We start from the raw sequence: 24,544 nt of genomic DNA on the forward strand, positions 1-24,544 counted from the left end.
CGGCCGGCTCACTTGATGCGTTTCAGCGACGGCCTGGAGCCACCACCGGCCGGCGGGCGCGGCGGCTCGTCGGCGGGATCGGTAGCGGGGCCGGCGTCGACCGTTTCGTCGGCATCGTCGCCCGTCACCAGATGGACGATCTTGCTGGCGTCGCCCTCGGTGCCGCGCGAGGCATCGCGCAGCGGCATGCGCGCGGGTCCTTGCGGCGAAGGCGCCGGCGCATCGGCGTGGCTGTTGCCGCTGTCCGACGAGGAAGCGGCGGGCACCGGCGCGGGAAACGCCATGCCCTGCCCGTTCTCACGCGCGTAGATCGCGATCACACGGCCCACCGGCACGCTGATTTCACGCGCACTGCCCGCGAAACGGGCCTTGAATTCGATGAAATCGTTGCCCAGCTTGAGCGAACTGGTCGCGTCGAAGCTGATGTTGAGCACGATCTCGCCGTTCTTCACGTACTCGCGCGGAACCTGGACGGTGTCGTCGACCTGCACCGCGACATAGGGAGTGAACCCGTTGTCGGTGCACCATTCATACAGCGCCCGGATAAGGTACGGGCGGGTGGAAGACGACTCGAGCGCGTTGATCATGAAATTGGTACCGTGCAATCGCGAAATCGCGGCCTCGAATTGGCCACTGTCTCTTCGCGGAACACCGCGGAACCGGCTCTGCCGGGCCGCAGGTGTTGCCCCCGGACGGGGGTTGGCGAAGCGACACGAAGTGCGCGAAGCCTGGGGGCGATCTTAATTACTTTCGCATGACCTTTTCGGACGGCGTCAGTGCTTCGATGTATGCGGGGCGCGAGAAGATGCGCTCTGCATACTTCAGCAGCGGCGCCGCGTTCTTGCTCAGGTCGATGCCGTAGTAGTCGAGGCGCCACAGCAGCGGCGCGATGGCCACGTCGAGCATCGAGAAGTTGTCGCCCAGCATGTACTTGTTCTTGAGGAACACGGGGGCCAGCTGCGTCAGGCGGTCGCGGATGTGCGAGCGGGCCTTTTCGAGCGCCTTGTCGTTGCCCTTGGCGGTACGGTTCTCGAGCGTCGACACGTGCACGAACAGTTCCTTCTCGAAGTTGAGCAGGAACAGGCGCACGCGGGCGCGGTCGACCGGGTCGCCGGGCATCAGCTGCGGATGCGGGAAGCGCTCGTCGATGTACTCGTTGATGATGTTCGACTCGTACAGGATCAGGTCGCGCTCGACCAAAATCGGCACCTGGCCGTACGGGTTCATCACGCTGATGTCTTCGGGCTTGTTGTAGAGATCGACGTCGCGAATCTCGAAGTCCATGCCCTTTTCGAACAACACGAAGCGGCAGCGGTGGGAAAAGGGGCAGGTCGTTCCTGAATACAAGACCATCATGGCGAGAGACTCCTAAAAATCAAAAAGAGTGGGTCGCGTTGGCAACCCACTCTGTGGGACCGGATGCCTTGGGTGGCGCCCGGTCGGCGTGGACGGAACTACTTGACGTCTTTCCAGTACGAGGCGTTCAGTCGCCACACAAAAACCACCGACAAGGCCAGGAACAGCAGCACCCACACGCCGATGCGGATGCGGGTGTTCTGTGCCGGTTCGGCCATCCATTGCAGGTAACTCACCAGGTCGCCGACGGCATTGTCGTACTGCACGGGTGTCAGGGTGCCGGGAGTGACTTGCTCCCAGCCCTTGAACACTTCGGTTTCGTGGCCGTGCTGTTCGACCTTGGTGTAGACCGGGCGGCGTTCGCCTTGCAGTTCCCACAGGGGGTTCGGCATGGCGACGCTGGGGAACGCAAGGTTGTTCCAGCCGGTGGCTTTGGTGTCGTCGCGGTAGTAGGTGCGAAGGTACGTGTAGAGGTAGTCGGCACCCGTGCCGCCGTGGCCGGCACGCGAACGCGCAACCAGCGTGAGGTCTGGCGGCGTGGTGCCGAACCATTCCTTGGCCTGGCGTGGATCGATGTTGGCCTTCATGGTTTCGCCGACCTTGTCGGTCGTGAACAGAAGGTTGTCCTTGATCTGCTGCTCGGTGATGCCGATGTCCTGCAGGCGGTTGTAGCGCATGAACGCTGCCGAGTGGCAGTTCAGGCAGTAGTTGACGAACAGCTTGGCGCCGTTCTGCAGCGCGGCCATGTCGTTGGTCTTGGTGTTGGCCTTGTCCCAGGCAATACCTTCGGACTCGGCCGACGCGGCTGCGGAGAAGGTCAGGCCCAGGGCCAGACCCAGGACCGCGAGCCAGCCGGAAATGCTTTTCTTCTTCATCGTGTTTCTCTCAGCTCTCTTGGGCAGCATGTCTCAATGGGCGGCGAAGACCACGCGCTCGGGCACGGTCTTGAACTCGCCCTTGCGGCTCCACCACGGCATCAGCAGGAAGAAGCCGAAGTAGACCAGCGTGCCGATCTGCGAGACGGTCTGCGCGATGTCGAGCGCGAACGACCCGATGACCAGGTTGCCCCAGACGCCCGGCGGCTGGATGCCCAGGTAGCCGAGGATCAGGAAGAAGAAAACGAAGGCGCCGTACACATACTTGTGCCAGCTCGGACGGTAGCGGATCGACTTGACTTCGCTGTGGTCCAGCCACGGCAGGAAGAACAGGATGATGACCGAGCCGCCCATCACGACCACGCCCCAGAACTTGGCGTCGAAGGACTTGAGCAGGAAGATGACCACGGCGGCCACCACGATGAGCGCGACCTTGAAGGCCGTGCCCGACTTGCCCTTGACGAAGTTCAGGATGGCGCCCGCGGCGATGATCAGCGAGAACACGTTGACCATGTCGTCGGTGGTCGCGCGCAGCATCGAATAGAACGGCGTGAAGTACCAGACCGGCGCGATGTGGTTCGGCGTCTTCAGCGAATCGGCCGGAATGAAGTTGTTGTACTCGAGGAAGTATCCGCCGGCTTCAGGCGCGAAGAAGATCACGGCCGAGAAAATGGTGAGGAACACCACCACGCCGAAGATGTCGTGCACCGTGTAGTACGGGTGCGACGGAATGCCGTCGAGCGGATGGCCGTCGGGACCGCGCTTGGCCTTGATCTCGATGCCGTCGGGGTTGTTCGAACCCACTTCGTGCAGCGCGATCAGGTGGGCCACCACGAGACCCAGCAGCACCAGCGGCACGGCGATCACGTGGAAGCTGAAGAAGCGGTTCAGCGTGGCGTCGCTCACCACGTAGTCGCCGCGGATCAGCAGGGCCAGGTCGGGGCCGATGAACGGGATGGCGGCGAACAGGTTCACGATCACCTGGGCGCCCCAGTAGGACATCTGGCCCCAGGGCAGCAGGTAGCCCATGAATGCTTCGGCCATCAGGCACAGGAAGATCGCGCAGCCGAACACCCAAATGAGTTCGCGCGGCTTGCGGTAGCTGCCGTACATGAGGCCGCGGAACATGTGCAGGTACACCACGATGAAGAACGCCGAGGCGCCCGTCGAGTGGATGTAGCGGATGAGCCAGCCCCACGGCACGTCGCGCATGATGTACTCGACCGATGCGAACGCCTGGCTCGCATCGGGCTTGTAGTGCATCACCAGGAAGATGCCGGTGACGATCTGGATCACCAGGACCAGCATGGCCAGCGAGCCGAAGATGTACCAGAAGTTGAAGTTCTTCGGCGCGTAGTACTTGCCCCACTGGTCGTTCCAGAGCTTGCTGAGCGGGAACCGGTTGTCGACCCAGTTCAGCAGCTTCTCGCTGGCAGGAGCGTTGGGGGAAATCTCGTGGAATTCAGCCATGTTCTTATTCCGCCTCAGGCCTTCTTGGAGTCTTCACCGATCAGGAGCTTGGTGTCCGACAGGTACATGTGCGGCGGCACCGGCAAGTTGTCGGGCGCGGGCTTGTTCTTGAAGACTCGGCCAGCCAGGTCGAAAGTGGAACCATGGCAGGGGCAGAGGAAGCCGCCTTCCCAGTCGGCGGGCAGCGAGGGCTGCGGGCCGGCCTGGAAGCGGTCGCTCGGGGAGCAGCCCAGGTGCGTGCAGATGCCGACCACGACCAGCACTTCGGGCTTGATCGAACGGTGTTCGTTCTGTGCGTACTTGGGGGTGAATTCGTCGGGGTGGCGCTTGGACTGGGGGTCGGCGAGTTGCCCGTCCAGCTTGGGAAGTTCCGCGACCTGCTCGGGGGTGCGCTTGAGGATCCAGACCGGCTTGCCTCGCCATTCGACGGTGATCTTCTCGCCGACCTTGAGGCCCGCGATGTCGACCTCTACCGCTGCGCCGGCGGCTTTGGCCTTCTCCGAAGGCTGGAAAGTGCTCACAAAGGGTATGGCGGTTGCCACGCCACCCACCACGCCGGCACAACTGGACGCGATCAGCCAGGTACGTTTGCCTGTGTCGATCCGGGGCGAGCCGGAGGTCATGTCACTCATGGGGATCCTCTTGTCTTCTTCGCTGGAGCAGGGCCAACCCTTGGCTTGAACAGGGTCAACCGGAGATTGTAGCGGGGCGCTGGGGGAGAATTCAACGGGCGTATTACCCCCTGCCCGCCTGCCGGCGAGCATAGAGGCCCGTTCGAGGTGGTGCGCCGAATGGCGACGAGTGCCGTCGCCGATGCTGTCTTCAGTTCAGCAGCCCGTGCTGCATCGCTTCATGAACCGCCTGGGTTCGGGACTTCACGGACAGCTTGCGATAAATGCTCTTGGCATGAAACTCGATGGTGTTGACCGACAGGTAGACCGCATCGGCGATCTGGCGATTGCTCCAGCCCTGTGCGATCAGCCGAAGCACCTTCAGTTCCCTGGGCGACAGCAAACCGCGCGGCAGCTTCTCGACCGGTGGAGCTTCTTCGCGCTGCTCCTGTACGCGGATCGGCTCGATCGTGCGTGCCTTGGCGGATGCGGCAATCGAACCCAGGATGCGCCGCGCGATGCGCGAGTCCATCGGCGCGCCGCCGCGCTCCACCGACCGCAGCAGGTACGCGAGTTCGATGTCGTCCACTTCAGTCAGCAGGTAGCCGATGGCACCCGCGGCGATTGCGGCGCCCACCAGTTCCTGATCGTCGGTATCCGACATGCCGACGCTTTCGATGCCCGGATAGTTCTGGCGCACATGGTGCAGCAGCGAGATGCCGTCCTTCGATGGCAGCCGCATGTCGACCAGGGCCAGGTCATACGGCAGTGCGGCCAGCAGGTTGCAGGCTTCGGCGCGGCTCGACGCCACCACGATGCGGCGGCGCGGCGCAAGCTCGGCCAGTATGCGCCGCATGCGATCGGCAACGGCGAGATCGTCAGCGACGATCAACGCTGCATGAAAGACCCCGCCATACATCTGCGCAACCGAAGACAGCGGCCGCACGGATTGGCTACGGACACTCATATTCATTTCCATGACCGCACTCCCCTGGCGACACGGAAAACCGTGTCCATGTAGGCATTGGCAAAGCTCGAAAACAGATTGACCACGCGACATCCCCTCTGGCTCATTGCTACCCACGGGTAGCTTCGAAATGTTGTCTTTCGTTTCAGATGTCGCAGGAACGATGCCTGCGCGGGACAGCACCGTGCGAACAGGCGTGCCATTGCCTGTAGTACTTTGATTTCATTGAAAAAATTGCTCCGAACAGACCGTGCAAAGCGGTCTTGAGACAACCTGGAAAAGGCCGTTTTTGCGCCGTTGTTACGTGGCGTTTGGAGCGCGCGTTACGTAGCACCGCGCAACGCGAAACACGCTCGACTTCGCATGTCGGCGCATCGCCCACGGATTTATGTGATGCCCGCGAAGCCGCATGGGCATTGGCTTTGCGGGCCACTCCACTTTTTTTCGAACTTGCTTCGAAGCACTCGCGGGACCGCAGAACTACGGATCCCGGTGATGTTCAGCAAGTACCTCGATTCCTAGCATCGGTTGCACCGGGTAACGCAATGAAACCCGACCCTGCTTTCACGCGACGAGGGCGCATGGAAGCCCGGACGTTGCCATCGATACATCAAGGAAAAAAGGTCCAAATGACTACATCCAAGCGCTCTGCTGTTCGCTCTTCTTCCAACATGCGCAAAGCTGGCGCCAGCCGCCTTCTTGCGTCCGTGCTGGTGGGGGCCGGTTATGTGATGACGCTGCCTCTGGCGCATGCACAGGTAACGATCGGCAATGCATCCGTGGTTGTTGACCCGCCGGGCAATGGTTTCTTCAACATCACCAGCAATAACAGCGGCGTATTGACCGCAGGGGCCGGCATCAGTACGCCGACGCTGAGCGCCGGCAGCATCACCGCCGCAACCGTCAACGCCGGCAGCGTCAGCACTGTCGACCTGACCGCAAGCAACGGCACGATCAACACACTGAGTTCCGCAAGCATCACCTCCGGTACCGTCAACGCCACCAGCGTCGGCACCGTCGACCTGACCGCCAGCAACGGCACGATCAACACACTGAGTTCCGCCAGCATCACCGCCGGCACCGTCAACGCCACAAGCGTCGGCACCGTCGATCTGACTGCAAGCAACGGCACGATCAATACGCTGAGCTCCACCAGCATCACCGCCGGCACCGTCAACGCAACCAGCGTCGGCACCGTCGACCTGACTGCGAGCAACGGCACGATCAATACGCTGAGCTCCACCAGCATCACCGCCGGCACCGTCAACGCCACAAGCGTCGGCACCGTCGATCTGACTGCAAGCAACGGCACGATCAATACGCTGAGCTCCACCAGCATCACCGCCGGCACCGTCAACGCAACCAGCGTCGGAACCGTCGACCTGACCGCCAGCAACGGCACGATCAATACGCTGAGTTCCGCAAGTATCACTGCCGGTACCGTCAACGCAACCAGCGTCGGAACCGTCGACCTGACCGCCAGCAACGGCACGATCAACACACTGAGTTCCACCAGCATCACCGCCGGCACCGTCAACGCCACCAGCGTCGGCACCGTCGACCTGACTGCGAGCAACGGCACGATCAATACGCTGAGCTCCACCAGCATCACCGCCGGCACCGTCAACGCAACCAGCGTCGGAACCGTCGACCTGACCGCCAGCAACGGCACGATCAATACGCTGAGTTCCGCAAGTATCACTGCCGGTACCGTCAACGCAACCAGCGTCGGAACCGTCGACCTGACCGCCAGCAACGGCACGATCAACACACTGAGTTCCACCAGCATCACCGCCGGCACCGTCAACGCCACCAGCGTCGGCACCGTCGACCTGACCGCGAGCAACGGCACGATCAATACGCTGAGCTCCGCAAGCATCACCGCCGGCACTGTCAACGCCACAAGCGTCGGCACCGTCGACCTGACCGCGAGCAACGGCACGATCAATACGCTGAGCTCCACCAGCATCACCGCCGGCACCGTCAACGCCACCAGCGTCGGCACCGTCGACCTGACTGCCAGCAACGGCACGATCAATACGCTGAGCTCCACCAGCATCACCGCCGGCACCGTCAACGCAACCAGCGTCGGCACCGTCGACCTGACTGCGAGCAACGGCACGATCAATACGCTGAGCTCCACCAGCATCACCGCCGGCACCGTCAACGCAACCAGCGTCGGAACCGTCAACCTGACGGCAAGCAACGGCACGATCAACACGCTGAGCTCCACCAGCATCACCGCCGGCACCGTGCACGCCACCAGCGTCGGCACCGTGAACCTCACGGCAAGCAACGGCACGATCAACACGTTGAACGCCACCAACGTCAGCACGACCAATCTGTCGGCGGCCAGCGCCACCGTCAACGCACTGACCGCCAACTCGGTGAGCGCCACGACGGTGAACGCAAGCACGGTGAATGCGGGCACGGTCAACGCCACCAACGGCAACTTCCAGACGATCACCGCGGCCAACGGCAACATCACGGTGCTCAACACGCAGACCGGCAACATCACCACGATCAACGCGGTGACGGGCAACGTCACGACGTTGAATGCGGGCACGGTCAACGTGACGGGCAACGTAACGGCCGGCGGCACGATCACGGCGGGCAATGGCGTGGTTGCGAACGGTCGCGTGCAGAACGTGGCGCCTGGCATCCTGCCCACGGATGCGGCGAACATGCAGCAGTTGAACCAGGTGCGGGCCGAGACACAGGACGCGCGCAAGACCGGCAGCACTGGTGCCGCGATTGCGTTGGCGGCGGCCTCGGTGCCTGCGCTGGAGGCCGGCAAGCAGTTCGGCGTGGGTGTCGGCGTCGGTTCCTACGATGGTCGCTCGGCCGTCGCGGCCGCTATCAGCTTCCGCCTCGGCGAGTCGTCGCAGATCAAGGTGAACGTCGGCACCGGCCAGAGCGGCAAGATCGGCGGCGGGGTCGGCGCTTCCTGGTCCTGGTAAGCGCGCCTGGCGCGGCGGCGGCATGGCGTCCGCCTCCCCGCGCCAGCCATGAAAAAAGAAAGCCGGCCCCTATACTGGGGAGCCGGCTTTCCTGCATCTGCATCGAGGTCGGCGTGTCCCGGCTGACCTCCTGACCCGTTCATTCCACGGCTTCATGAACTCATCTGCACTCGCCCCTTCTCCCACCTTGACCGCGGAAGATGCCGGTCGCCTGCTGGAGCAGGGCCTGACGCTGCATCGCGTGGGCCGTTTCGCTGAAGCCCTGCAGATCTATGCCGACCTGCTCGCCCGCGTGCCGGAGCATGCCGACGCGCTGCACCTCACCGGCGAAGCCCTGTACCGCCAGGGCCGCCCCCGGCTGGCATTGAACTACGTGAACCGCGCCATCGCGCAGTCGCAACACCCGTTCTACTTCAACACACGCGCAACGATCTTCATGCACCTGGGCCTGCTGCCCGAGGCGCAACAGGACCTGAGCCGCGCGATCAAGGCGCTGCCCCACTACCCCGAGGCCTACGTGAACCTGTCGGCGGTCTATCGCCAGCAGAAGAAGTTCCGCCAGGCGCGAGAAGCCGCATCGGAGGCCACGCGCCTCGCGCCGCTGGTGCCTGCCGCCTGGAACAACGCCGGCGCGATCGACATGGAGCAGAACCGCTTCGACGAGGCGGTCGGGCAGTTCATGCAGGCGCTGAAGCTCGACCCGAAGTACACCACCGCGCACAAGAACATCGGCAAGATCCGCGCGCACCAGAAGGACTGGTCGGGCGCGCTGGATTCGCTCGCACAGGCCGCGGCCGACCCGCTGGACTTCGAAGCGTCGTACCTGCTGGCCAGGGCGCTGCTCGACGGCGGCCGCGCCGAGGAAGCCATTGCGCCGATGCAGCACGCCATGCGCAACTGGTCCGCCGAAGACCGGCACAAGGTGCTGTCGGACCCCGAAGGCATCGCGGCGCTGTACGGCGTGTGCGGCACGCTCGAAGGGGCGTCGATGCGCTTCGACGAATCGGCCGAGCTCTACAAGCTGGCGCTCGAAAGCCTGCCCGAGAACGAACTGCTGCTGAACAACCTGGGCACGGTGAACTTCCGCCTCGGCGACTACGACAAGGCCATTGAAGTGCTCAGGAAGGCGCTGGAGGCGCATCCGCGCCAGGTGCTCGCACGATGCAACCTGGGCGTGACCTACGTGATGGCCGGCCAGTCGGAAGCGGCAATTGCCGAGTTCCAGCAATGCCTGCGGGACGACCCGGCCTTCATGCCCGCAATGGTGTGGATGCTCGGCGAGAAGGCGCATATCGCCCATTGGGATGGTGTGCCCGAACTGCGCGCGCGCATTGCTTCGCACCTGGACAACCCGGCCAACGACCAGGCGGTGTCGTCTTTCATCCTGATGTCGAACTACGACGACGCCCGCCGGCTGATGCACTGGACCCGGCGCTCCGCCACGGTGGCCCACAAGGCCTCGAGCATCAAGCCCTTCGCCGACGCCGGCGCGCGCCGCACCTCGCCGCGCATCCGCGTGGGCTACTACTCCTTCGACTTCCGCAACCACCCGGTGGCCCACCTGACGGCCGAGCTCTACGGCCTGCACGACCGCAAGGATTTCGAAATCTTCGTGTACTCCTACGGCCCCGACGACGGCCACCCGGCGCGCGCGCGCATCGCGGCGTCGGCGGAGCATTTCGTCGACATGCACGGCCAGTCGATACAGCAGATGGCCGAGCGCATCCGCGAGGACGAGATCGACATCCTGATCGACCTCTCGGGCGACACGCGCGGCGCCAAGCCGCAGGTCATGGCCTACCACACGGCCCCCGCGCAGCTCATGTGGCTCGGCTACATGGGCACCAGCGGCTCGACCAACTACGACTACCTGGTGTCCGACAACTTCCTCTCGCCCCAAGGCACGGAAGACTGCTACACCGAGAAGCTGCTGCGCCTGCCCGAGACCTTCCAGGTGATCGACACGAAGCGCCCCGTCAATCCGCACAAGGCCACGCGCGCGGCGCACGGCCTGCCGGAAGACGCGTTCGTGCTGTGCAATTTCTCGCAGTCCTTCAAGATCCAGCCCGAGACCTTCGAAGCCTGGGTTCGCATCGTTCAGGGCATCCCGAACTCGGTGCTCTGGCTCGCGCAGGGCCCGAACGGCTTCGAGCAGAACCTGCGCGCGCACTGGGAAAAGGCCGGCCTCGCGGCCGAGCGCCTGATCGTGTCGCCGCGCATGCCGGTCGACCAGCACCTGGCGCGGATCGGCCTTGCCGACCTGTTCATTGACACTTTTCCCTACAGCAGCGGCGCCACCGCGAACGACGTGCTGTGGTCGGGGGTGCCGCTGCTGGCGCTCACGGGCTCTACGATGGTGTCGCGCATGGCGGGCAGCCTGCTGGGGGCCATCGGGCTGCCGGAGCTGGTGGCCACGAACCATGACGAATACGTCCGCAAGGCCATCCACTACGCCACGCACCCCGGCGAACTCGCGGCGCTGCGTGCGCGGCTGGTGGCGGCCAAGGAGGCGCGCAGCGGCTACTTCGACACGCCGCGCTTCGTGCGCCATCTCGAGGACGGCTTCAGGCAGATCGCCGCGCGCAGTCGTGAAGGGTTACCTGCCGCGCACGTCGATGTCGCGCAGCGCCCGCTGGAGAAGTGAGCAATCGCGGGCATACTCGGCTCTCCTTCAACAGCAGAGCTCCAGCAGCCTTTTGAATCATGAGCATCCTCAGTGAATTCAAGGAATTTGCCGTCAAGGGCAACGTCATCGACCTCGCGGTCGGCGTGATCATCGGCGGCGCGTTCGGCAAGATCGTCGATTCGCTCGTGACCGACATCATCATGCCGCTGGTGGGCCTGGTGTTCGGGAAGCTCGACTTCTCCAACCTCTACGTGGTGCTGGGCACCGCGCCGGCCGGCGTGGCGAACACGCTGGCCGACCTGAAGAAAGCCGGCGTTCCCGTGCTGGCCTACGGCAACTTCATCACCATCGCGGTCAACTTCGTGATCCTGGCCTTCATCATCTTCATGATGGTCAAGCAGATCAACCGCCTGAAGCGCAGCGAAGAGCCGGCACCGGCCGCCGCGCCCGCAACGCCCGAAGACGTCGTGCTGCTGCGCGAAATCCGCGACAGCCTTAAGCGCCCCTGAGGGCTCGTGCCATGCGCAATGCCTCGATGAGGCTGGACGCATCGGCCTGCCCCGTCCCCGCGATGTCGAACGCGGTGCCGTGATCGGGGCTTGTGCGCACCAGCGGCAGCCCCAGCGTCACGTTCACGCCCTTCTCCACGCCCAGGTACTTGACCGGGATCAGGCCCTGGTCGTGGTACATCGCAATCACCACGTCGAATTCGCCACTGGAAGGCACACCGCCCTTGGCGCGCGCGCGCATGAACACGGTGTCGGGCGCATAGGGCCCGTGGGCGTCGATGCCTTCGGCGCGCGCGGCCTCGATGGCCGGCGCGATGATCTCGCGCTCCTCTGAACCGAACAGTCCGCCCTCGCCCGCATGCGGGTTCAGGCCCGCTACGCCGATGCGCGGCACGCGGCCCAGCGCATGCGTCAGGGCACGGTGCGTGATGCGCAGCGTCTCGAGCACGCCCTCGAAGCGGACGGCCTCGATGGCCTGTCGCAGCGACACGTGGATGCTGACGAGCACGGTGCGCAACTCGTCGTTGGCCAGCATCATGCGAACCGGCACCTCGGCCACGGTGCGCCCCAGGTGCGCGGCGGCCTCGGCCTGCAACAGTTCGGTATGGCCGGGGTAAGGAAAGCCGGCGGCGGACAGCGCCTCCTTGTGCAGCGGTGCGGTCACGATGGCGGCGACCTCGCCACGCAACGCGGCCCGCGCAGCCCAGACCACGCATTCGCCCGCCACGCGCCCGGCCTCGGCGCTGACCTGGCCGATCTCGATGCCAGAAGGCGGCGCGATCACCTGCAGCACCGGGATGCAGCGCGGCGGCACGGTGGCAGCCTCGGCGACGGATTCGATCTCGAGCACCGGCCAAGCCAGCTCGCCCGGCGCGGCCAGCGCCTGCGAGGCCTGGCGCATCGTGCCCACATCGCCGGCAACGAAGGTGCCGCGAGTGGCATCGGGCGCCTCGCGGAAGGCCTTGGCAATGATCTCCGGGCCGATGCCCGCGGGGTCGCCCAGGGTGATGGCGATGGGGGTGTTCACCGCGCTCATGCCGGGTTGTCGATGTCGATGAACTCGTGCAACAGCCCGAGTTGCGCGGCCACGTGCCCGGCCACCGCCTGCGCGCCGTAGCGCTCTGTGGCATGGTGCCCGCAGGCCAGGAACGCCACGCCCATCTCGCGCGCGTAGTGGGCCTGCGGCTCGGAGATCTCGCCGGTGATGAAGGCGTCGGCACCGGCCGCGATGGCTGCCTCGAAGTAGCCCTGGGCACCGCCCGTGCACCAGGCAACGGTCTTGATGGGACGCTGCGCGGTGTCGAGCAGCGTGACGGGCCGCTTCAGCACGCCCTCCACATGGGCGGCAAGCGCCTTGGCATCGGCAAAGCCCTCGCCGTTTTCGCGCGTGCCCAGGAAGCCCAGCTCCTGTTCGCCGAAGCGCCCGGTGGCGCCGGGATGGGCGACGAGCCCCAGTTGCAGGCCGAGCTGCGCGTTGTTGCCCAGCTCCGGGTGGGCATCGAGCGGCAGATGGTAGGCGAACAGGTTGATGTCGTGGCCGAGCAGCAGGCTCAGGCGCTGCTTCATCCAGCCGGTAACGCAGCCGCTCTGGCCGCGCCAGAACAGGCCGTGGTGGACGAAGATGGCATCGGCTTCGGCATGGATGGCGGCTTCGATCAGCGCGCGGCTGGCGGTCACGCCCGAGACGATCTTGCGGACCACGGTTCGCCCCTCGACCTGCAGGCCGTTGGGTCCGTAATCCTTGAAGCGCCCGGGGGCGAGCAGCAGGTCGAATGCGTGAAGCAGTTCGTGGCGGGTGGTGCTCATCGCGACATTGTCGCGCGCCCCGCAGGCTTCACGCCGTCGCGCATGGCATGGCCACGCACGGCAAGCGGCAGGAGCGCAAGCAGGAAGCCCAGGGCCGCCAGCACCGCCACATAGTGCGCCGGCGCCATGGTGTCGTGCTGCAGCCAGAGCGTGAGGATCACCGGCGTGAGCCCGCCGAACACCGCATAAGACATGTTGTAGGCGAACGAAAGGCCGGTGAACCGCACCGGCGCCGGGAATGCGCGCACGCCAGCGATCGGCACCGTGGCGATGGTGCCCACGAACAGGCCGACCAGCCCGTAGTGCCAGAACAGCGTGGCCGGCGTGCCGGGCAGGCCCGTGTAGAACAGATAGGCCGTGGCGAACAGGCCGCTCCAGCCGACGAGCATCACGGTGCGGGTGCCGACACGGTCGCTGGCCCAGCCCGCGAGCATGCAGCCCAGCGTCAGGGTCAGCGTGGCCAGCGCGTTGGCTTCGAGCGACAGCGCGGCCGGGATGTGATGCACCTTCTGCAGGTAGGTGGGCGTGTAGAGCACCACCACCACGATGGCGGCCGACAGCACCCATGTCAGCAGCGCGACGTAGACGCAGGCCAGCCGGTGCTCGCGCAGCACGGTGCGCAGCGGCAGTTCGCGCGCCACGCTGCGGCGGCCGGCCAGCTCCTTGAACACCGGCGTCTCGTGCAGGAAGCGGCGCAGGTACACCGACACCAGCCCGAACACCCCGCCCAGGATGAACGGAATGCGCCAGGCGAAGTCGCTCACCTGCTCGGACGAGTAGTGGCGATTGATGGCCACCGCGATCAGCGAGCCCAGCAGGATGCCGCCGGTGATGCCCGAGGTCAGCATGCCGATGCCCAAGCCGTAGCGCCTTGCCGGCACATGCTCGCCCACGAACACCCAGGCGCCCGGCATTTCGCCGCCGATGGCCGCGCCCTGCAGCACGCGCATCAGCAACAGCAGCAGGGGCGCCGCCACGCCGATGCTCGCGTAGGTCGGCAGCAGGCCGATCACCAGCGTGGGCGCCGCCATCAGGAAGATCGAGAGCGTGAACATGCGCTTGCGGCCGAAGATGTCGCCGAAATGCGCAATGACGATGCCGCCCACCGGGCGCGCCAGATAGCCGGCCGCGAAGATGCCGAAGGTCTGCAGCTGCCGCAGCCAGTCGGGCATGTCCACCGGGAAGAACAGCGCCCCCAGCACGGTGGCGAAGAAGACGTAGATGACGAAGTCGTAGAACTCCAGCGTGCCGCCGAGGGCGGACAGGGCCAGGGTCTTGTAGTCGCTCGTGCCGAGCGTGCGTGCCGGCGCCGGCTGCGCGCCGTCCGGGAGGGTTGCTTCTGGGGTCATGGCTGACGGAGAAATCGTTGCTGCGCGCACCGGTCCGCAAGACCGGGTGGGAACGGGAGGCGGCGCGCCGACGAAACGCCTGGCCGCATCCGCCGGGTGGGCAGCGCGGGAGGCCTGGAAAACACGGTCCGGATCGGAACCGACCCGGAATGCTAGGGGTTATCCCGGATTCACGCAGCCGGCCGGCCCCAATCTCGACCGCCCGGCGCGGTTTATGAGCCGTGCCGTTGAGGGACAATCGCAGGCAGTGCCGCGCCTGGAATGGCGCTCTTCGAACGTCTTCCCATCAAGTTTTCATGAAACGTACCTGGCTGCTTTTTGCCCAAGCCGTGACCGTCCTGCTCGCGGCGTACTTCGTCGTCGCAACGCTCAAGCCCGAATGGCTCAACAAGCGCTCGACCTCGTTGGGCGGCGTGGTTTCGGTCGTGCAGGCGCCCACGGGCAACCCTGCCACTACAACGCCCGGCAGCCTGGCCGCGCCGGCCAAGAAGGCATCGCCGGCGGTGGTGAGCATCAACACCAGCAAGGCGGCCCAGCGCCATCCGCGCAGCAACGATCCGTGGTTCCGCTTTTTCTTCGGCGACCAGGACGACCAGCCCCAGGTGGGCCTGGGCAGCGGCGTGATCGTCAGCACCGACGGTTACATCCTCACCAACAACCACGTGGTCGAGGGTGCCGACGAGATCGAAGTGACGCTGAACGACAGCCGCCACGCGCGCGGCAAGGTGATCGGCACCGACCCCGACACCGACCTGGCCGTGCTCAAGATCGAGCTCGACAAGCTGCCGGTGATCGTGCTGGGCGACTCCGACGCGCTGCAGGTGGGCGACCAGGTCCTGGCCATCGGCAACCCCTTCGGCGTGGGCCAGACCGTGACCAGCGGCATCGTCTCGGCGCTGGGCCGCAACCAGCTCGGCATCAACAATTTCGAGAACTTCATCCAGACCGACGCGGCCATCAACCCCGGCAACTCGGGCGGCGCGCTGATCGACGTGAACGGCAACCTGCAGGGAATCAACACCGCGATCTACTCGCGCTCGGGCGGCAGCATGGGCATCGGCTTCGCGATTCCGGTGTCGATGGCCAAGATCGTGCTCGAGGGCATCGTCAAGGAAGGCCAGGTGCGCCGCGGCTGGATCGGCGTGGAGCCGAGCGACCTCTCGCCCGAACTGGCCGAGACCTTCGGCGTGAAAGCCGACTCGGGCGTGATCATCACCGGGGTGCTGCAGAACGGCCCCGCGGCCAAGGCCGGCATTCGCCCGGGCGACGTGATCACCTCGGTGGGCGAGAAGAAGACGGACAACGTGCAGGCGCTGCTGACCGCGGTGGCCGGCCTGAAGCCGGGCAGCACCTCGCGATTCGCGCTGCAACGCGGCAGCGACAAGATGGAACTGGACGTGACGCCGGGCCTGCGGCCGAAGAGCCCGGTGCGGCAAGTGCCGAATGAATAGGCTCGCCCCCAGGCTGCGCGGCACTTCGTGTCCGCTTCGCCTTCCCCCTGCCGGGGGCAACACCTGAGGCCCGGCTAAGCCGGTTCCTCGGTGTTCTGGAATTCGGGGCCGCCCTCGGCGAGCACCGGTCAGGGATTCACCGGATCAGCTGGATGATGCGGAGTCGGCGCTTTCTTCGTCTTCCTGCTTCTTGCCGCTGCTCGCGAAATACTTGGCGCCGATGATGCCCACCTCGTACAGCAGGCACATGGGCACCGCCAGGGCCAGCTGCGACACCACGTCGGGCGGCGTGAGCACCGCGGCCACCACGAAGGCCACCACGATGAAGTAGCCGCGGAACGACTTCAGTTTCTCGATGGTGACCATCTCGAAGCGCACCAGCAGCATCACGACGATCGGCACTTGGAAGGCGACGCCGAACGCGATGTAGAGCGAAAGAATGGCCTCCACGTAGGACGAAATATCGGGCGTCGCCTGCACCGCCGCGGGCGCGAAACGCTGGATGAAGCTGAACATCTTGTCCAGCACGAAGAGCTGCACGAACGCGATGCCCGCATAGGCCAGCAGGCTGCCGAAGAAGATCAGCGGCAGCGCGAACTTCTTTTCGTGGCTGTAGAGGCCCGGCGCCACGAACATCCACGCCTGGTACATGAGCCAGGGCAGCGCCAGCAGCACGGCCGCCATCATCAGCACCTTGAGCGGCACGAAGAACGGCGAGAACACGCCGATGGCGATGAGCTTCGCGTCGTGCGGCATGTGGGCCTTGATCGGCATGGCGATCAGGTCGATCAGCCCGCCGGGACCCGGCCAGATGGCCAGCAGGATGCCGGCGACCACGAGCCCGTAGACACAGTAGAGCAGACGGTCGCGAAGCTCGACCAGATGCGCCACGAACGGCTGCTCGGTGCCCGCCAGCTCGTCTTCTTTGTCTTTGTTCTTGTTGTCGGAATCGGCCATTGGAAAAGAAGATAGCGTGACGTCGGCCGGCGTGCGGCGCGCGCAGAACGCGGTGTTGTGGATGCGCTAGTTGATCTTGTTGATCGTGTGCGGACGGAAGCGCGCAACGCGCGCCGCGCCCGATAGCGCCTTGGTGCGCACGCCGTTGCGCGCCTTGTACCACTGCGGCGTGGCGCCCTGCTTCAGGCGCCAGTTCTTGCGCGGGTGCTTGTACTCCGGCGGCGGTGGCGGCTCGGGTTCGGCCAGTGCCGAAAGGGTTTCGCCCGAACCGGAGAACTGCTTTTCGAAGTCGCTCGCACCTGTGTGGATGCTGTGCTCGACGTCGCGCGCCGCATCCTCCACGGTGGTCTTCATCTTGCGCAGTTCGTCGAGCTCCATAGAGCGGTTGACTTCGGCCTTGACGTCGTTGACGTAGCGCTGCGCCTTGCCGAGCAAGGTGCCGACGGTGCGGGCCACGCGCGGCAGCTTTTCCGGGCCGATGACGATCAGCGCCACGACGCCGATCAGCGCCAGCTTCTCAATGCCGAGGTCGAGCACGTGCGGACCGTGCTCAGGACTTCTGGCGCGCTTCGACGTCGATCGTCGACTTGTCGCCGTTGGCCGGCTGGCCGGTCACTTGCTGGGCGGGGGCCGACGGAGCGGCGGCATCGGACGAGCTGCCGTCCTTCATGCCGTCCTTGAAGCCCTTGACGGCGCCACCAAGGTCCGAGCCCATGTTCCGCAGCTTCTTGGTGCCGAAGATCATGACCACGACGAGCAGCACGATCAGCCAGTGCCAGATAGAAAAAGAACCCATGGAAGACTCCTAAGAATGTGTCCGATTTTAGTCGGGCGTAATGTGACAGTTTGGCTTAATGCGGCTCAGCCGCGAAGCCATGGCCGGGGGCCGCCCATGACATGGACATGGAGATGGTGAACCTCCTGTCCACCCTCGGTGCCCGTGTTGATCACGACCCGGAAGCCGCCTTCCGGATAGGGCCTGCAGCCCTGCTCCAGCGCCAGCTTGGGTGCCAGGGTCATGATCTTGCCCATGAGGGCCGCGTCCTCGGGCGCCAGCTGGGCCATGGAGGCGATGTGCTTCTTGGGCACCAGCATGAAGTGCACCGGCGCCCACGGCGCGATGTCGTGGAAGCCGAACAGTTCTTCGTCTTCGTAGACCTTGCGCGAGGGAATCTTGCCCTCGATGATTTTGCAGAAGATGCAGTTGGGATCGTGTGACATGTTCAGACAGCCATCGGCTTGCGTTCGCTCCAGTTCAGCCAGCCCTTGACCAGCCGATAGATCATCCACACGGCCGTGGCGAAGAGGATGGGGAAACCGACCAGGATCCAGATGGTGATGAACCCCAGGATGGACCAGCACAGGCCCCACCAGAAGGTGCGGATCTGCCAGGTGAAGTGGCTCTGGTAGAGCGTGCCCGCGGCATCTTCGCGCTTGAGGTAGTTCAGCACGATGCCCACGATGCCCGTGAGGCCGCCGGTGAACCACGACAGCGCATACAGCACGTAGACCGCCAGCGTGATCTGGCGCAGGCTCTCGAGCTGCTCGGGCGTCTTGCCCGAGGAGAAGTCGTCGATCGTCGTGATGTCGTTCATTCGGAGACCCCGCCTTTTTCTTCGCTGCTGCGCTGCTGCACCTTGCGCAGGGCTTTTTCCTCGATGCCGCTGGTGCCCTCGCGGCGCTCCAGTTCCGAGACCACGTCGGCCGGCGAAAAACCGTAGTGCGCCAGAGCCACCATGGTGTGGAACCACAGGTCGGCCACTTCGTACACGACCTTCGAGCGGTCGCCGCCATGGTCGGCGTCCTTGGCGGCCATCACGACCTCGGTGGCTTCCTCGCCGATCTTCTTGAGGAAGGCATCGGGGCCTTTGTGCAGCAGGCGCGCGACGTAGCTTTTCTCGGGGTCGCCGCCGCGGGCGGGAAGGCGCGTCTCGATGACCGCGGCCAGGCGAGCCAGGGCGTCGGAGATGTTGTCGTTGCTCACGGTGGCCGTCATTTGTAGATCGACTCCGGGTCTTTCAAGACAGGTTCGACCACGGTCCAGTTGCCGTTCTCGTACTTGCTGAAGAAGCAGCTGTGGCGGCCGGTATGGCAGGCGATGCCGGGCTCGTGGCCGAGCTGGGTAACCTTGAGCAGCACCACGTCGTTGTCGCAGTCCAGGCGGATCTCGTGCACGGTCTGCACATGGCCCGATTCCTCGCCCTTGAACCAGAGCTTGCCGCGGGAACGGCTGAAATACACCGCGCGACCCAGTTCGGCGGTCTTTTCGAGCGCCTCCCGGTTCATCCACGCGAACATCAGGACGTCGTTGCTGCCCTGTTCCTGCGCGATGACCGGCACCAGGCCGTTCGCGTCCCACTTCACTTCATCGAGCCAATTCATGGAGATATTGTCGGGGATAGAAAAAGACCCTCAAAAGCTCAGCTGCGCACGGGAATTCCGCGCTCCGCCATGCGGGCCTTGGCCTGCCCGACGGTGTATTCGCCATAGTGGAAGATGCTGGCGGCCAGCACCGCGTCGGCGCCGCCGTTCTGGATGCCGTCGGCCAGGTCGTCCAGGCTGCCCACGCCGCCCGAGGCGATCACCGGCACGCCGACCGCGTCGCTCACCGCACGGGTCAGCGCCAGGTCGAAGCCGCTCTTGGTGCCGTCGCGGTCCATGCTGGTCAGCAGGATCTCGCCGGCGCCCCGGCGGACCATCTCGGTGGCCCACTCGACGGCGTCGAGGCCGGTGTTCTTGCGCCCGCCGTGGCTGTACACGTCCCAGCCGGCGCCGCGGGTGGCGGCTTCTTCCGGAGTACGGCGCTTGGCGTCGATGGCCACCACGATGCACTGCGAGCCGTATTTCTGCGAAGCGGCGTCGATCACGTTCGGGTCTGCGATCGCGGCCGAATTGAAGCTGGTCTTGTCGGCGCCCGCGTTGAGCAGCCGGCGCACGTCGGCCACGGTTCGAACGCCGCCGCCCACGGTCAGGGGGATGAAGACCTGCGAGGCCACGGCCTCGATGATCGGCAGGATCAGGTCGCGGCCGTCGCTGGTGGCGGTGATGTCCAGGAAGGTCAGCTCGTCTGCGCCCTGCGCGTTATAGCGCGCCGCGATCTCGACCGGATCGCCGGCGTCGCGCAGTTCGAGGAAGTTGACGCCCTTGACGACACGGCCGCCGGTGACGTCGAGGCAGGGAATGATGCGTTTGGCAAGCATGGGATGAACCGGAAAAGAATCAGGGAACGCAAAGCTGTTGCCAGCCCTGCCATTGGGCGCCGGGTGCCAGCAGCACCGGCTCGTCGATGCGGGCCGCCTCGACGCAGAGCATGTGGCGAAAGCCGTCTTCGGGCATGTCGGCGAGTTTCGCACCGAGCACGGCGCCGGGGTTCCAGACCACGGTTTCGGTACAACTGGCGCTTTGCGAGATTTCGAGGGTGCCGGCGGGCTGCACCAGCCGCAGCGGCTGGGCGGGCGCGGCATAGACGCTGTCGAATTCGGCGTTGAAGTGCAACGCCGGCGCGGTTTCCACATGGCGGTCGTCGCGCAGCGAATCCCATCGGTTGGCGCCCTGCAGGCCTTCGAGGCGCACCTGGGCGATGTCGTCGACCCGCAGATAGGTGTGCAGCGCCGCGGCGAAGGTCCAGGGCGCATGGTCGGTGTTGAGCAGCGTGAGCGCCGTGCGCAGCTTGCCGGCGGCCAGGGTGGCTTCGAGCCGGGCCTCGAAAGCGTGCGGCCAGAGCTTGCGGGTGGCTTCGCTGTCGCGCAATGTCAGCCGGAGTGTGTCGGGCGCCTCGGCGGCCTGGGTTTCCCAAGGCAGATTGCGCATGAAACCATGCTTGGGCAGCATGCCGCGCTGGTTGAACTGGGGGCAGCAGATGGGTACGCCGCCGCGAATGGCCGCCTGCCCGTCGAATATGGCGCGCGGGCTCAGGTAGAGCCTTTCCACCCCGTCGGCCGTGGCCCAGGAGAGCACTTGCGCGCCATGCAGCGCCACGGTGATGGTGCTACCGTCGGCGCCCCGGACGCGGACGGCGGGCTGGCCGCGAAACTCGATCGAGCTGATTTCCATGAAAGGAATTGTAGGCAGCGCCCGCCGCATGGCCGACACATGGAATTGGGCGCCGGGAGCCATTGCGTGCCATGGGGCTTCTTCGATACCCTGTGGCCGAAGAAATACTCACACACGACAAAAGGGGATACGCATGAAAAAGAAGCTGCCGATGGCCGCCTGGATCCTGATCGCCATGGTGCTCGGTATCCTCGTGGGCTACATGATCTTCACGAGCTTTCCGGACAAGAAGGCCGCGAAGGAAATTGCCGACTACGTCTCCATCGTCTCGGACGTGTTCCTGCGCCTCATCAAGATGCTGATCGGGCCGCTGGTGTTTTCCACGCTGGTGGTGGGCATCGCGCACATGGGCGACGCCAAGTCGGTCGGACGCGTCTTCGGCAAGGCCATCGGCTGGTTCCTGACCGCGTCGCTGGTATCGCTGGTGATCGGCCTGGTCATGGCCAACCTGCTCAAGCCCGGCGAGAACCTGGGCCTGCCGCTGCCCGACATCGGCGCCTCGGCCAACCTCGCGACCTCCAAGTTCACGCTGAAGGACTTCGTGAGCCACACGGTGCCCAAGTCCTTCGTCGAGGCCATGGCCAACAACGAAATCCTGCAGATCGTGGTGTTCTCTATGTTCTTCGGCGTGGCGCTCGCCTCGCTGGGTGACAAAGCCAAGACGCTGGTGGCGGCCATCGAGGAGCTGTCGCACGCCATGCTCAAGATCACCGGCTACGTCATGAAGCTCGCGCCGCTCGCGGTGCTGGCCGCCATGGCCGCCACGGTGGCGGTCAACGGGCTGGGCATCCTGCTGAAGTTCGCGGTGTTCATGGGCGACTTCTACCTCGGCCTGTTCGTGCTGTGGAGCGTGCTGACGCTGGCGGGCTTCGTGTTCCTGGGCCCGCGTGTGTTCAAGCTGCTGGTGCTCATCAAGGAAGCCTTCTTGCTGTCCTTTGCCACCGCCAGCTCCGAGGCGGCCTATCCCAAGATCCTGCAGGCGCTCGACCGCTTCGGCGTCAAGCGCAAGATCTCCAGCTTCGTGATGCCGATGGGCTATTCGTTCAACCTCGACGGCTCGATGATGTACTGCACCTTCGCCGTGCTGTTCATTGCCCAGGCCTACGACATCCACATGCCGATCAGCACGCAGGTCACGATGCTGCTGATCCTGATGCTCACCTCCAAGGGCATGGCGGGCGTGCCGCGCGCCTCGCTGGTGGTGATTGCCGCCACCCTGAACCACTTCGACATTCCAGAGGCCGGGCTGCTGCTGATCCTGGGCGTGGACACCTTCCTCGACATGGGCCGCTCGGCCACCAACGCGGTGGGCAACTCCATCGCCACCGCCGTGGTCGCCAAGTGGGAAGGCGAACTGCTCTCCGAAAGCGACGCCGAGGTCAACGCCAAGGCGCTCGACGAGGAGGCCAGCGCCACCCTCGCCCATCCGGCGCACGCATGAGCCGCGACGCCATGAAGCGCATCGGCATGCTGCTCGCGACCGTGGTGCTGGCCGCGGCGGCGGTTCCCTCGCAGGCGCAGACGCTCGCCGGTACGCTGGCCAAGGTGCGCGCGAGCGGCTCCGTCGCCATCGGCTACCGCGAGTCGTCGGTGCCGTTCTCGTTCCTCAACACGCGCAAAGAACCCATCGGCTATTCGATCGAACTGTGCCGCTCGCTGGTGAGTTCCATCGAAGACGCGGTGAACAAGAGCCTCACCATCCAGTGGGTGCCCGTCACGTCGGACTCGCGCATCGACGCGGTCGTGAGCGGCCAGGTCGACCTGGAGTGCGGCTCGACCACCAACAACCTCGAGCGCCAGAAGCGCGTGAGCTTCTCGCCGACGATGTTCGTCTCTGGCACCAAGGTGCTGGTGCGCAAGGGCTCGCCGATCAAGTCGTTTCGCGACCTTGCCGGCAAGAAGGTGGCGGTGACGGCCGGCACCACCAACGAGAAGACGCTGCGCGACCTGTCGGCGAAGTTCAAGCTGGGCATCGACCTGCTGGTGGCGCGCGACCATGCGGAGTCGTTCGGGCTCGTGAAGAGCGGGCAGGCCGACGCCTTCGCAACCGACGACGTGCTGCTCTACGGCCTGATCGCGCAGGACGCCGCCAAGGCCAACTATGAGGTGGTCGGCGACTTCCTCTCCTACGACCCCTACGGGATCATGTACCGCAAGGATGATCCGCAGCTGAACAAGGTCGTCGTCGACGCCTTCCAGGTGCTCGCGGAAGACGGCGAGATCGAGCGGCAGTACAAGCGCTGGTTCCTGCGCAAGCTGCCGACCGGGGAAAGCATCGACCTGCCGATGAGCGCGCAGCTGCAGACGATCATCCAGACGATGTCGGTGAAGGCCGAGTAAGCCTTCACCCGGCGACCGCCGTCACCGTACCGGCCACTCCCAGCGCGGGATCTCGCTCATGTCGAGGTTGGCGATGCGCGTCTCGCCCAACCGTTTCTCCAGCACCACGGGCTGCACGCCGTCGCTGTCCTCCAGCGCGGCAATCAGGCGCGCGGCGTGCGACACCACGATCACCTGCGAGCCGCGCGCGGCCTGCGCGATGAGGCGGCCGAGGGCCGGAAGCAAGTCGGGGTGCAGGCTGGTCTCGGGCTCGTTGAGCACCAGCAGCGCGGGCGGACGGGGCGTGAGCAGCGCCGCGATCCACAGCAGGTAGCGCAGCGTGCCGTCGGACAGTTCGGCGGCCGTCAGGGGCCTGAGCAGGCCGTGCTGGTGCATCAGCGTCTCGAAGCGGTCGCCCGACGCGCGCACCTCGACGCGGGCGCCCGGAAAAGCGTCGTCCACCGCGCGGTCGAGCGCTTCGCCGTCGCCGATCTCACGGATGGTCTGCAGGGCCGCGGCCAGGTCGGCGCCGTCGTTGGCCAGCACCGGCGTGCGGGTGCCCAGCTGCGGCTGGCGCGCGGGCGCCTCGGCGTCGGAGCGGAAGTGGTCGTAAAAGCGCCAGGAGCGCATCTGCTCGCGCAGCGTGAGCATCTCGGGTGCGTCGCGCGGGTCGGCGTGCTCGGTCATCATGCTGGCGAAAGCCGGGATCGGCCGGCCAACGGCCTGCCAGCCCTTGCCTTCGCGCAGTCGCAGCGCGGCGCCCTTGCGGTCGACCAGTTGCGTCGACAGCCGCAGCAGCGGGCCGCTCCAGATGGCCTCGTGCTTGATTTCAGGGTCGTGCGAGAAGGCCGTCGACGGAACCGGCGGCGGCAGGCCGATGTCGATGGCGTAGCCGAAGTCTTCGGCCGTGGTGCCGGCAAAACCGAGCTTGAGCGCGACCGGCTCGCTGCGCGTGGTGCCCTGCACCGGCTGCTCGCCGCGCAGCATGGCGGCCGAGAAGCGCTCCGGCCCCGCCCACAGCGTGGAAGACAGCCCGCCTTCGCGCACCAGCGAACGGATCACCCCGCCGTTGGCGATGTCGGCCAGCAGCCGCATCGCCCGGTACACGCTCGACTTGCCGCTGCCGTTGGCCCCGGTCACGACCGTGAGCCGGCCCAGCGGCACCGTCAGTTGCCGCAGCGAGCGGTAGTTGGCGATGGCGAGCGCGGAAAGCACGCGCTGCAGGGCTTAGGGGC

General features: G+C 65.5%; 25 protein-coding genes. 6 read left to right on the plus strand and 19 right to left on the minus strand.

Features of this window, described 5'->3' with window-relative positions; all coding sequences use genetic code 11:
- Nucleotides 1–8 precede the first annotated feature (8 nt).
- The 6 genes from ACQY8B_RS18425 to ACQY8B_RS18450 form a co-directional block, all read right to left on the minus strand.
- On the minus strand, nucleotides 9–587 hold the full coding sequence (locus ACQY8B_RS18425; protein ID WP_422088026.1) for a ClpXP protease specificity-enhancing factor: 579 nt from the start codon (nucleotides 585–587) through the stop codon (nucleotides 9–11).
- A gap of 157 nt (nucleotides 588–744) precedes the next feature.
- Nucleotides 745–1,356, minus strand: a complete 612-nt coding sequence (locus tag ACQY8B_RS18430; protein ID WP_081266420.1) for a glutathione S-transferase N-terminal domain-containing protein — start codon at nucleotides 1,354–1,356, stop codon at nucleotides 745–747.
- Nucleotides 1,357–1,454: 98 nt separating this feature from the next.
- Nucleotides 1,455–2,231, minus strand: a complete 777-nt coding sequence (locus tag ACQY8B_RS18435; RefSeq protein ID WP_422088027.1) for a cytochrome c1 — start codon at nucleotides 2,229–2,231, stop codon at nucleotides 1,455–1,457.
- Between the two features lie 33 nt (nucleotides 2,232–2,264).
- On the minus strand, nucleotides 2,265–3,701 hold the full coding sequence (locus tag ACQY8B_RS18440; RefSeq protein WP_422088028.1) for a cytochrome b: 1,437 nt from the start codon (nucleotides 3,699–3,701) through the stop codon (nucleotides 2,265–2,267).
- A 14-nt stretch (nucleotides 3,702–3,715) separates the two neighbouring features.
- Nucleotides 3,716–4,333, minus strand: a complete 618-nt coding sequence (gene petA, locus ACQY8B_RS18445; RefSeq protein WP_422088029.1) for a ubiquinol-cytochrome c reductase iron-sulfur subunit — start codon at nucleotides 4,331–4,333, stop codon at nucleotides 3,716–3,718.
- A gap of 190 nt (nucleotides 4,334–4,523) precedes the next feature.
- Nucleotides 4,524–5,291, minus strand: a complete 768-nt coding sequence (locus ACQY8B_RS18450; RefSeq protein ID WP_422088030.1) for a LuxR C-terminal-related transcriptional regulator — start codon at nucleotides 5,289–5,291, stop codon at nucleotides 4,524–4,526.
- 617 nt (nucleotides 5,292–5,908) lie between these two features.
- Between ACQY8B_RS18450 and ACQY8B_RS18455 the strand changes: the two genes are divergently transcribed.
- The 3 genes from ACQY8B_RS18455 (at nucleotide 5,909) to mscL (ending at nucleotide 11,374) form a co-directional block, all read left to right on the plus strand.
- On the plus strand, nucleotides 5,909–8,239 hold the full coding sequence (locus ACQY8B_RS18455; protein WP_422088031.1) for a beta strand repeat-containing protein: 2,331 nt from the start codon (nucleotides 5,909–5,911) through the stop codon (nucleotides 8,237–8,239).
- 187 nt (nucleotides 8,240–8,426) lie between these two features.
- Entirely contained in the window at nucleotides 8,427–10,883 is a 2,457-nt protein-coding gene (locus ACQY8B_RS18460; protein ID WP_422088032.1) for a tetratricopeptide repeat protein, read from the plus strand.
- A gap of 59 nt (nucleotides 10,884–10,942) precedes the next feature.
- Nucleotides 10,943–11,374 carry a large conductance mechanosensitive channel protein MscL gene (gene mscL / locus ACQY8B_RS18465; RefSeq protein WP_422088033.1) on the plus strand — a complete coding sequence of 144 codons (432 nt, stop codon included), beginning with the start codon at nucleotides 10,943–10,945 and terminating at the stop codon, nucleotides 11,372–11,374.
- Here mscL and pdxA read toward each other — a convergent pair.
- The 3 genes from pdxA to ACQY8B_RS18480 are packed head-to-tail and all read right to left on the minus strand — an operon-like array spanning nucleotide 11,361 to nucleotide 14,529.
- Nucleotides 11,361–12,410 (minus strand): 4-hydroxythreonine-4-phosphate dehydrogenase PdxA, encoded by a 1,050-nt coding sequence (pdxA, locus tag ACQY8B_RS18470; RefSeq protein ID WP_422088034.1) that lies wholly within the window; start codon nucleotides 12,408–12,410, stop codon nucleotides 11,361–11,363. The genes mscL and pdxA overlap by 14 nt on opposite strands.
- On the minus strand, nucleotides 12,407–13,180 hold the full coding sequence (locus ACQY8B_RS18475) for a Nif3-like dinuclear metal center hexameric protein (RefSeq protein WP_422088035.1): 774 nt from the start codon (nucleotides 13,178–13,180) through the stop codon (nucleotides 12,407–12,409). Before ACQY8B_RS18475 ends, pdxA begins: the two co-directional genes overlap by 4 nt.
- On the minus strand, nucleotides 13,177–14,529 hold the full coding sequence (locus ACQY8B_RS18480) for an MFS transporter (protein ID WP_422088036.1): 1,353 nt from the start codon (nucleotides 14,527–14,529) through the stop codon (nucleotides 13,177–13,179). The genes ACQY8B_RS18475 and ACQY8B_RS18480 overlap by 4 nt, the downstream gene beginning before the upstream one ends.
- 296 nt (nucleotides 14,530–14,825) lie before the next feature.
- Between ACQY8B_RS18480 and ACQY8B_RS18485 the strand changes: the two genes are divergently transcribed.
- A complete protein-coding gene (locus ACQY8B_RS18485; protein WP_422088037.1) occupies nucleotides 14,826–15,980 on the plus strand; it encodes a S1C family serine protease in 1,155 nt (384 codons plus the stop codon).
- Nucleotides 15,981–16,124: 144 nt separating this feature from the next.
- On the opposite strand, the gene tatC is transcribed toward ACQY8B_RS18485, so the two are convergent.
- The 9 genes from tatC to ACQY8B_RS18530 form a co-directional block, all read right to left on the minus strand.
- Nucleotides 16,125–16,937, minus strand: coding sequence for a twin-arginine translocase subunit TatC (tatC, locus tag ACQY8B_RS18490; RefSeq protein WP_422088038.1), 813 nt, complete (start codon nucleotides 16,935–16,937; stop codon nucleotides 16,125–16,127).
- A 66-nt stretch (nucleotides 16,938–17,003) separates the two neighbouring features.
- Nucleotides 17,004–17,474: a Sec-independent protein translocase protein TatB gene (tatB, locus tag ACQY8B_RS18495; protein WP_081266432.1), complete on the minus strand. Its 471-nt coding sequence runs from the start codon at nucleotides 17,472–17,474 to the stop codon at nucleotides 17,004–17,006.
- A gap of 13 nt (nucleotides 17,475–17,487) precedes the next feature.
- Nucleotides 17,488–17,733, minus strand: coding sequence for a Sec-independent protein translocase subunit TatA (gene tatA / locus ACQY8B_RS18500; RefSeq protein WP_106935533.1), 246 nt, complete (start codon nucleotides 17,731–17,733; stop codon nucleotides 17,488–17,490).
- 65 nt (nucleotides 17,734–17,798) lie between these two features.
- On the minus strand, nucleotides 17,799–18,158 hold the full coding sequence (locus ACQY8B_RS18505) for a histidine triad nucleotide-binding protein (RefSeq protein ID WP_422088039.1): 360 nt from the start codon (nucleotides 18,156–18,158) through the stop codon (nucleotides 17,799–17,801).
- Nucleotides 18,159–18,160: 2 nt separating this feature from the next.
- The gene (locus tag ACQY8B_RS18510) at nucleotides 18,161–18,532 is read right to left on the minus strand and encodes a DUF4870 family protein (protein ID WP_422088040.1); all 372 of its coding nucleotides are present in this window, start codon (nucleotides 18,530–18,532) and stop codon (nucleotides 18,161–18,163) included.
- Nucleotides 18,529–18,933, minus strand: coding sequence for a phosphoribosyl-ATP diphosphatase (locus ACQY8B_RS18515; RefSeq protein ID WP_422088041.1), 405 nt, complete (start codon nucleotides 18,931–18,933; stop codon nucleotides 18,529–18,531). The genes ACQY8B_RS18510 and ACQY8B_RS18515 overlap by 4 nt, the downstream gene beginning before the upstream one ends.
- Nucleotides 18,930–19,319, minus strand: coding sequence for a phosphoribosyl-AMP cyclohydrolase (gene hisI, locus ACQY8B_RS18520; RefSeq protein ID WP_422088042.1), 390 nt, complete (start codon nucleotides 19,317–19,319; stop codon nucleotides 18,930–18,932). The genes ACQY8B_RS18515 and hisI overlap by 4 nt, the downstream gene beginning before the upstream one ends.
- A 38-nt stretch (nucleotides 19,320–19,357) precedes the next feature.
- A complete protein-coding gene (gene hisF / locus ACQY8B_RS18525; RefSeq protein WP_422088043.1) occupies nucleotides 19,358–20,137 on the minus strand; it encodes an imidazole glycerol phosphate synthase subunit HisF in 780 nt (259 codons plus the stop codon).
- 19 nt (nucleotides 20,138–20,156) lie between these two features.
- A complete protein-coding gene (locus ACQY8B_RS18530; RefSeq protein ID WP_422088044.1) occupies nucleotides 20,157–20,990 on the minus strand; it encodes a D-hexose-6-phosphate mutarotase in 834 nt (277 codons plus the stop codon).
- 133 nt (nucleotides 20,991–21,123) lie between these two features.
- Between ACQY8B_RS18530 and ACQY8B_RS18535 the strand changes: the two genes are divergently transcribed.
- Together ACQY8B_RS18535 and ACQY8B_RS18540 are read left to right on the plus strand one after the other, a co-directional pair.
- Nucleotides 21,124–22,431, plus strand: coding sequence for a dicarboxylate/amino acid:cation symporter (locus tag ACQY8B_RS18535; protein ID WP_422088045.1), 1,308 nt, complete (start codon nucleotides 21,124–21,126; stop codon nucleotides 22,429–22,431).
- 26 nt (nucleotides 22,432–22,457) lie between these two features.
- Complete coding sequence (locus tag ACQY8B_RS18540) at nucleotides 22,458–23,330, plus strand: amino acid ABC transporter substrate-binding protein (protein WP_422089073.1); 873 nt, start codon at nucleotides 22,458–22,460, stop codon at nucleotides 23,328–23,330.
- Between the two features lie 21 nt (nucleotides 23,331–23,351).
- On the opposite strand, the gene ACQY8B_RS18545 is transcribed toward ACQY8B_RS18540, so the two are convergent.
- Nucleotides 23,352–24,524, minus strand: coding sequence for an AAA family ATPase (locus tag ACQY8B_RS18545; protein ID WP_422088046.1), 1,173 nt, complete (start codon nucleotides 24,522–24,524; stop codon nucleotides 23,352–23,354).
- Between the last annotated feature and the right edge of the window lie 20 nt (nucleotides 24,525–24,544).

Source organism: Variovorax sp., from assembly GCF_965279555.1.
Lineage (GTDB): Bacteria > Pseudomonadota > Gammaproteobacteria > Burkholderiales > Burkholderiaceae_C > Variovorax.

Coding starts and splice junctions, on each gene's coding strand:
- ACQY8B_RS18425 (WP_422088026.1), bottom strand. CDS start 587: ATGATCAACGCGCTCGAGTCGTCTTCCACCCGCCCGTACCTTATCCGG.
- ACQY8B_RS18430 (WP_081266420.1), bottom strand. CDS start 1,356: ATGATGGTCTTGTATTCAGGAACGACCTGCCCCTTTTCCCACCGCTGC.
- ACQY8B_RS18435 (WP_422088027.1), bottom strand. CDS start 2,231: ATGAAGAAGAAAAGCATTTCCGGCTGGCTCGCGGTCCTGGGTCTGGCC.
- ACQY8B_RS18440 (WP_422088028.1), bottom strand. CDS start 3,701: ATGGCTGAATTCCACGAGATTTCCCCCAACGCTCCTGCCAGCGAGAAG.
- petA (WP_422088029.1), bottom strand. CDS start 4,333: ATGAGTGACATGACCTCCGGCTCGCCCCGGATCGACACAGGCAAACGT.
- ACQY8B_RS18450 (WP_422088030.1), bottom strand. CDS start 5,291: ATGGAAATGAATATGAGTGTCCGTAGCCAATCCGTGCGGCCGCTGTCT.
- ACQY8B_RS18455 (WP_422088031.1), top strand. CDS start 5,909: ATGACTACATCCAAGCGCTCTGCTGTTCGCTCTTCTTCCAACATGCGC.
- mscL (WP_422088033.1), top strand. CDS start 10,943: ATGAGCATCCTCAGTGAATTCAAGGAATTTGCCGTCAAGGGCAACGTC.
- pdxA (WP_422088034.1), bottom strand. CDS start 12,410: ATGAGCGCGGTGAACACCCCCATCGCCATCACCCTGGGCGACCCCGCG.
- ACQY8B_RS18475 (WP_422088035.1), bottom strand. CDS start 13,180: ATGAGCACCACCCGCCACGAACTGCTTCACGCATTCGACCTGCTGCTC.
- ACQY8B_RS18480 (WP_422088036.1), bottom strand. CDS start 14,529: ATGACCCCAGAAGCAACCCTCCCGGACGGCGCGCAGCCGGCGCCGGCA.
- ACQY8B_RS18485 (WP_422088037.1), top strand. CDS start 14,826: ATGAAACGTACCTGGCTGCTTTTTGCCCAAGCCGTGACCGTCCTGCTC.
- tatC (WP_422088038.1), bottom strand. CDS start 16,937: ATGGCCGATTCCGACAACAAGAACAAAGACAAAGAAGACGAGCTGGCG.
- tatA (WP_106935533.1), bottom strand. CDS start 17,733: ATGGGTTCTTTTTCTATCTGGCACTGGCTGATCGTGCTGCTCGTCGTG.
- ACQY8B_RS18505 (WP_422088039.1), bottom strand. CDS start 18,158: ATGTCACACGATCCCAACTGCATCTTCTGCAAAATCATCGAGGGCAAG.
- ACQY8B_RS18510 (WP_422088040.1), bottom strand. CDS start 18,532: ATGAACGACATCACGACGATCGACGACTTCTCCTCGGGCAAGACGCCC.
- ACQY8B_RS18515 (WP_422088041.1), bottom strand. CDS start 18,933: ATGACGGCCACCGTGAGCAACGACAACATCTCCGACGCCCTGGCTCGC.
- hisI (WP_422088042.1), bottom strand. CDS start 19,319: ATGAATTGGCTCGATGAAGTGAAGTGGGACGCGAACGGCCTGGTGCCG.
- hisF (WP_422088043.1), bottom strand. CDS start 20,137: ATGCTTGCCAAACGCATCATTCCCTGCCTCGACGTCACCGGCGGCCGT.
- ACQY8B_RS18530 (WP_422088044.1), bottom strand. CDS start 20,990: ATGGAAATCAGCTCGATCGAGTTTCGCGGCCAGCCCGCCGTCCGCGTC.
- ACQY8B_RS18535 (WP_422088045.1), top strand. CDS start 21,124: ATGAAAAAGAAGCTGCCGATGGCCGCCTGGATCCTGATCGCCATGGTG.
- ACQY8B_RS18540 (WP_422089073.1), top strand. CDS start 22,458: ATGCTGCTCGCGACCGTGGTGCTGGCCGCGGCGGCGGTTCCCTCGCAG.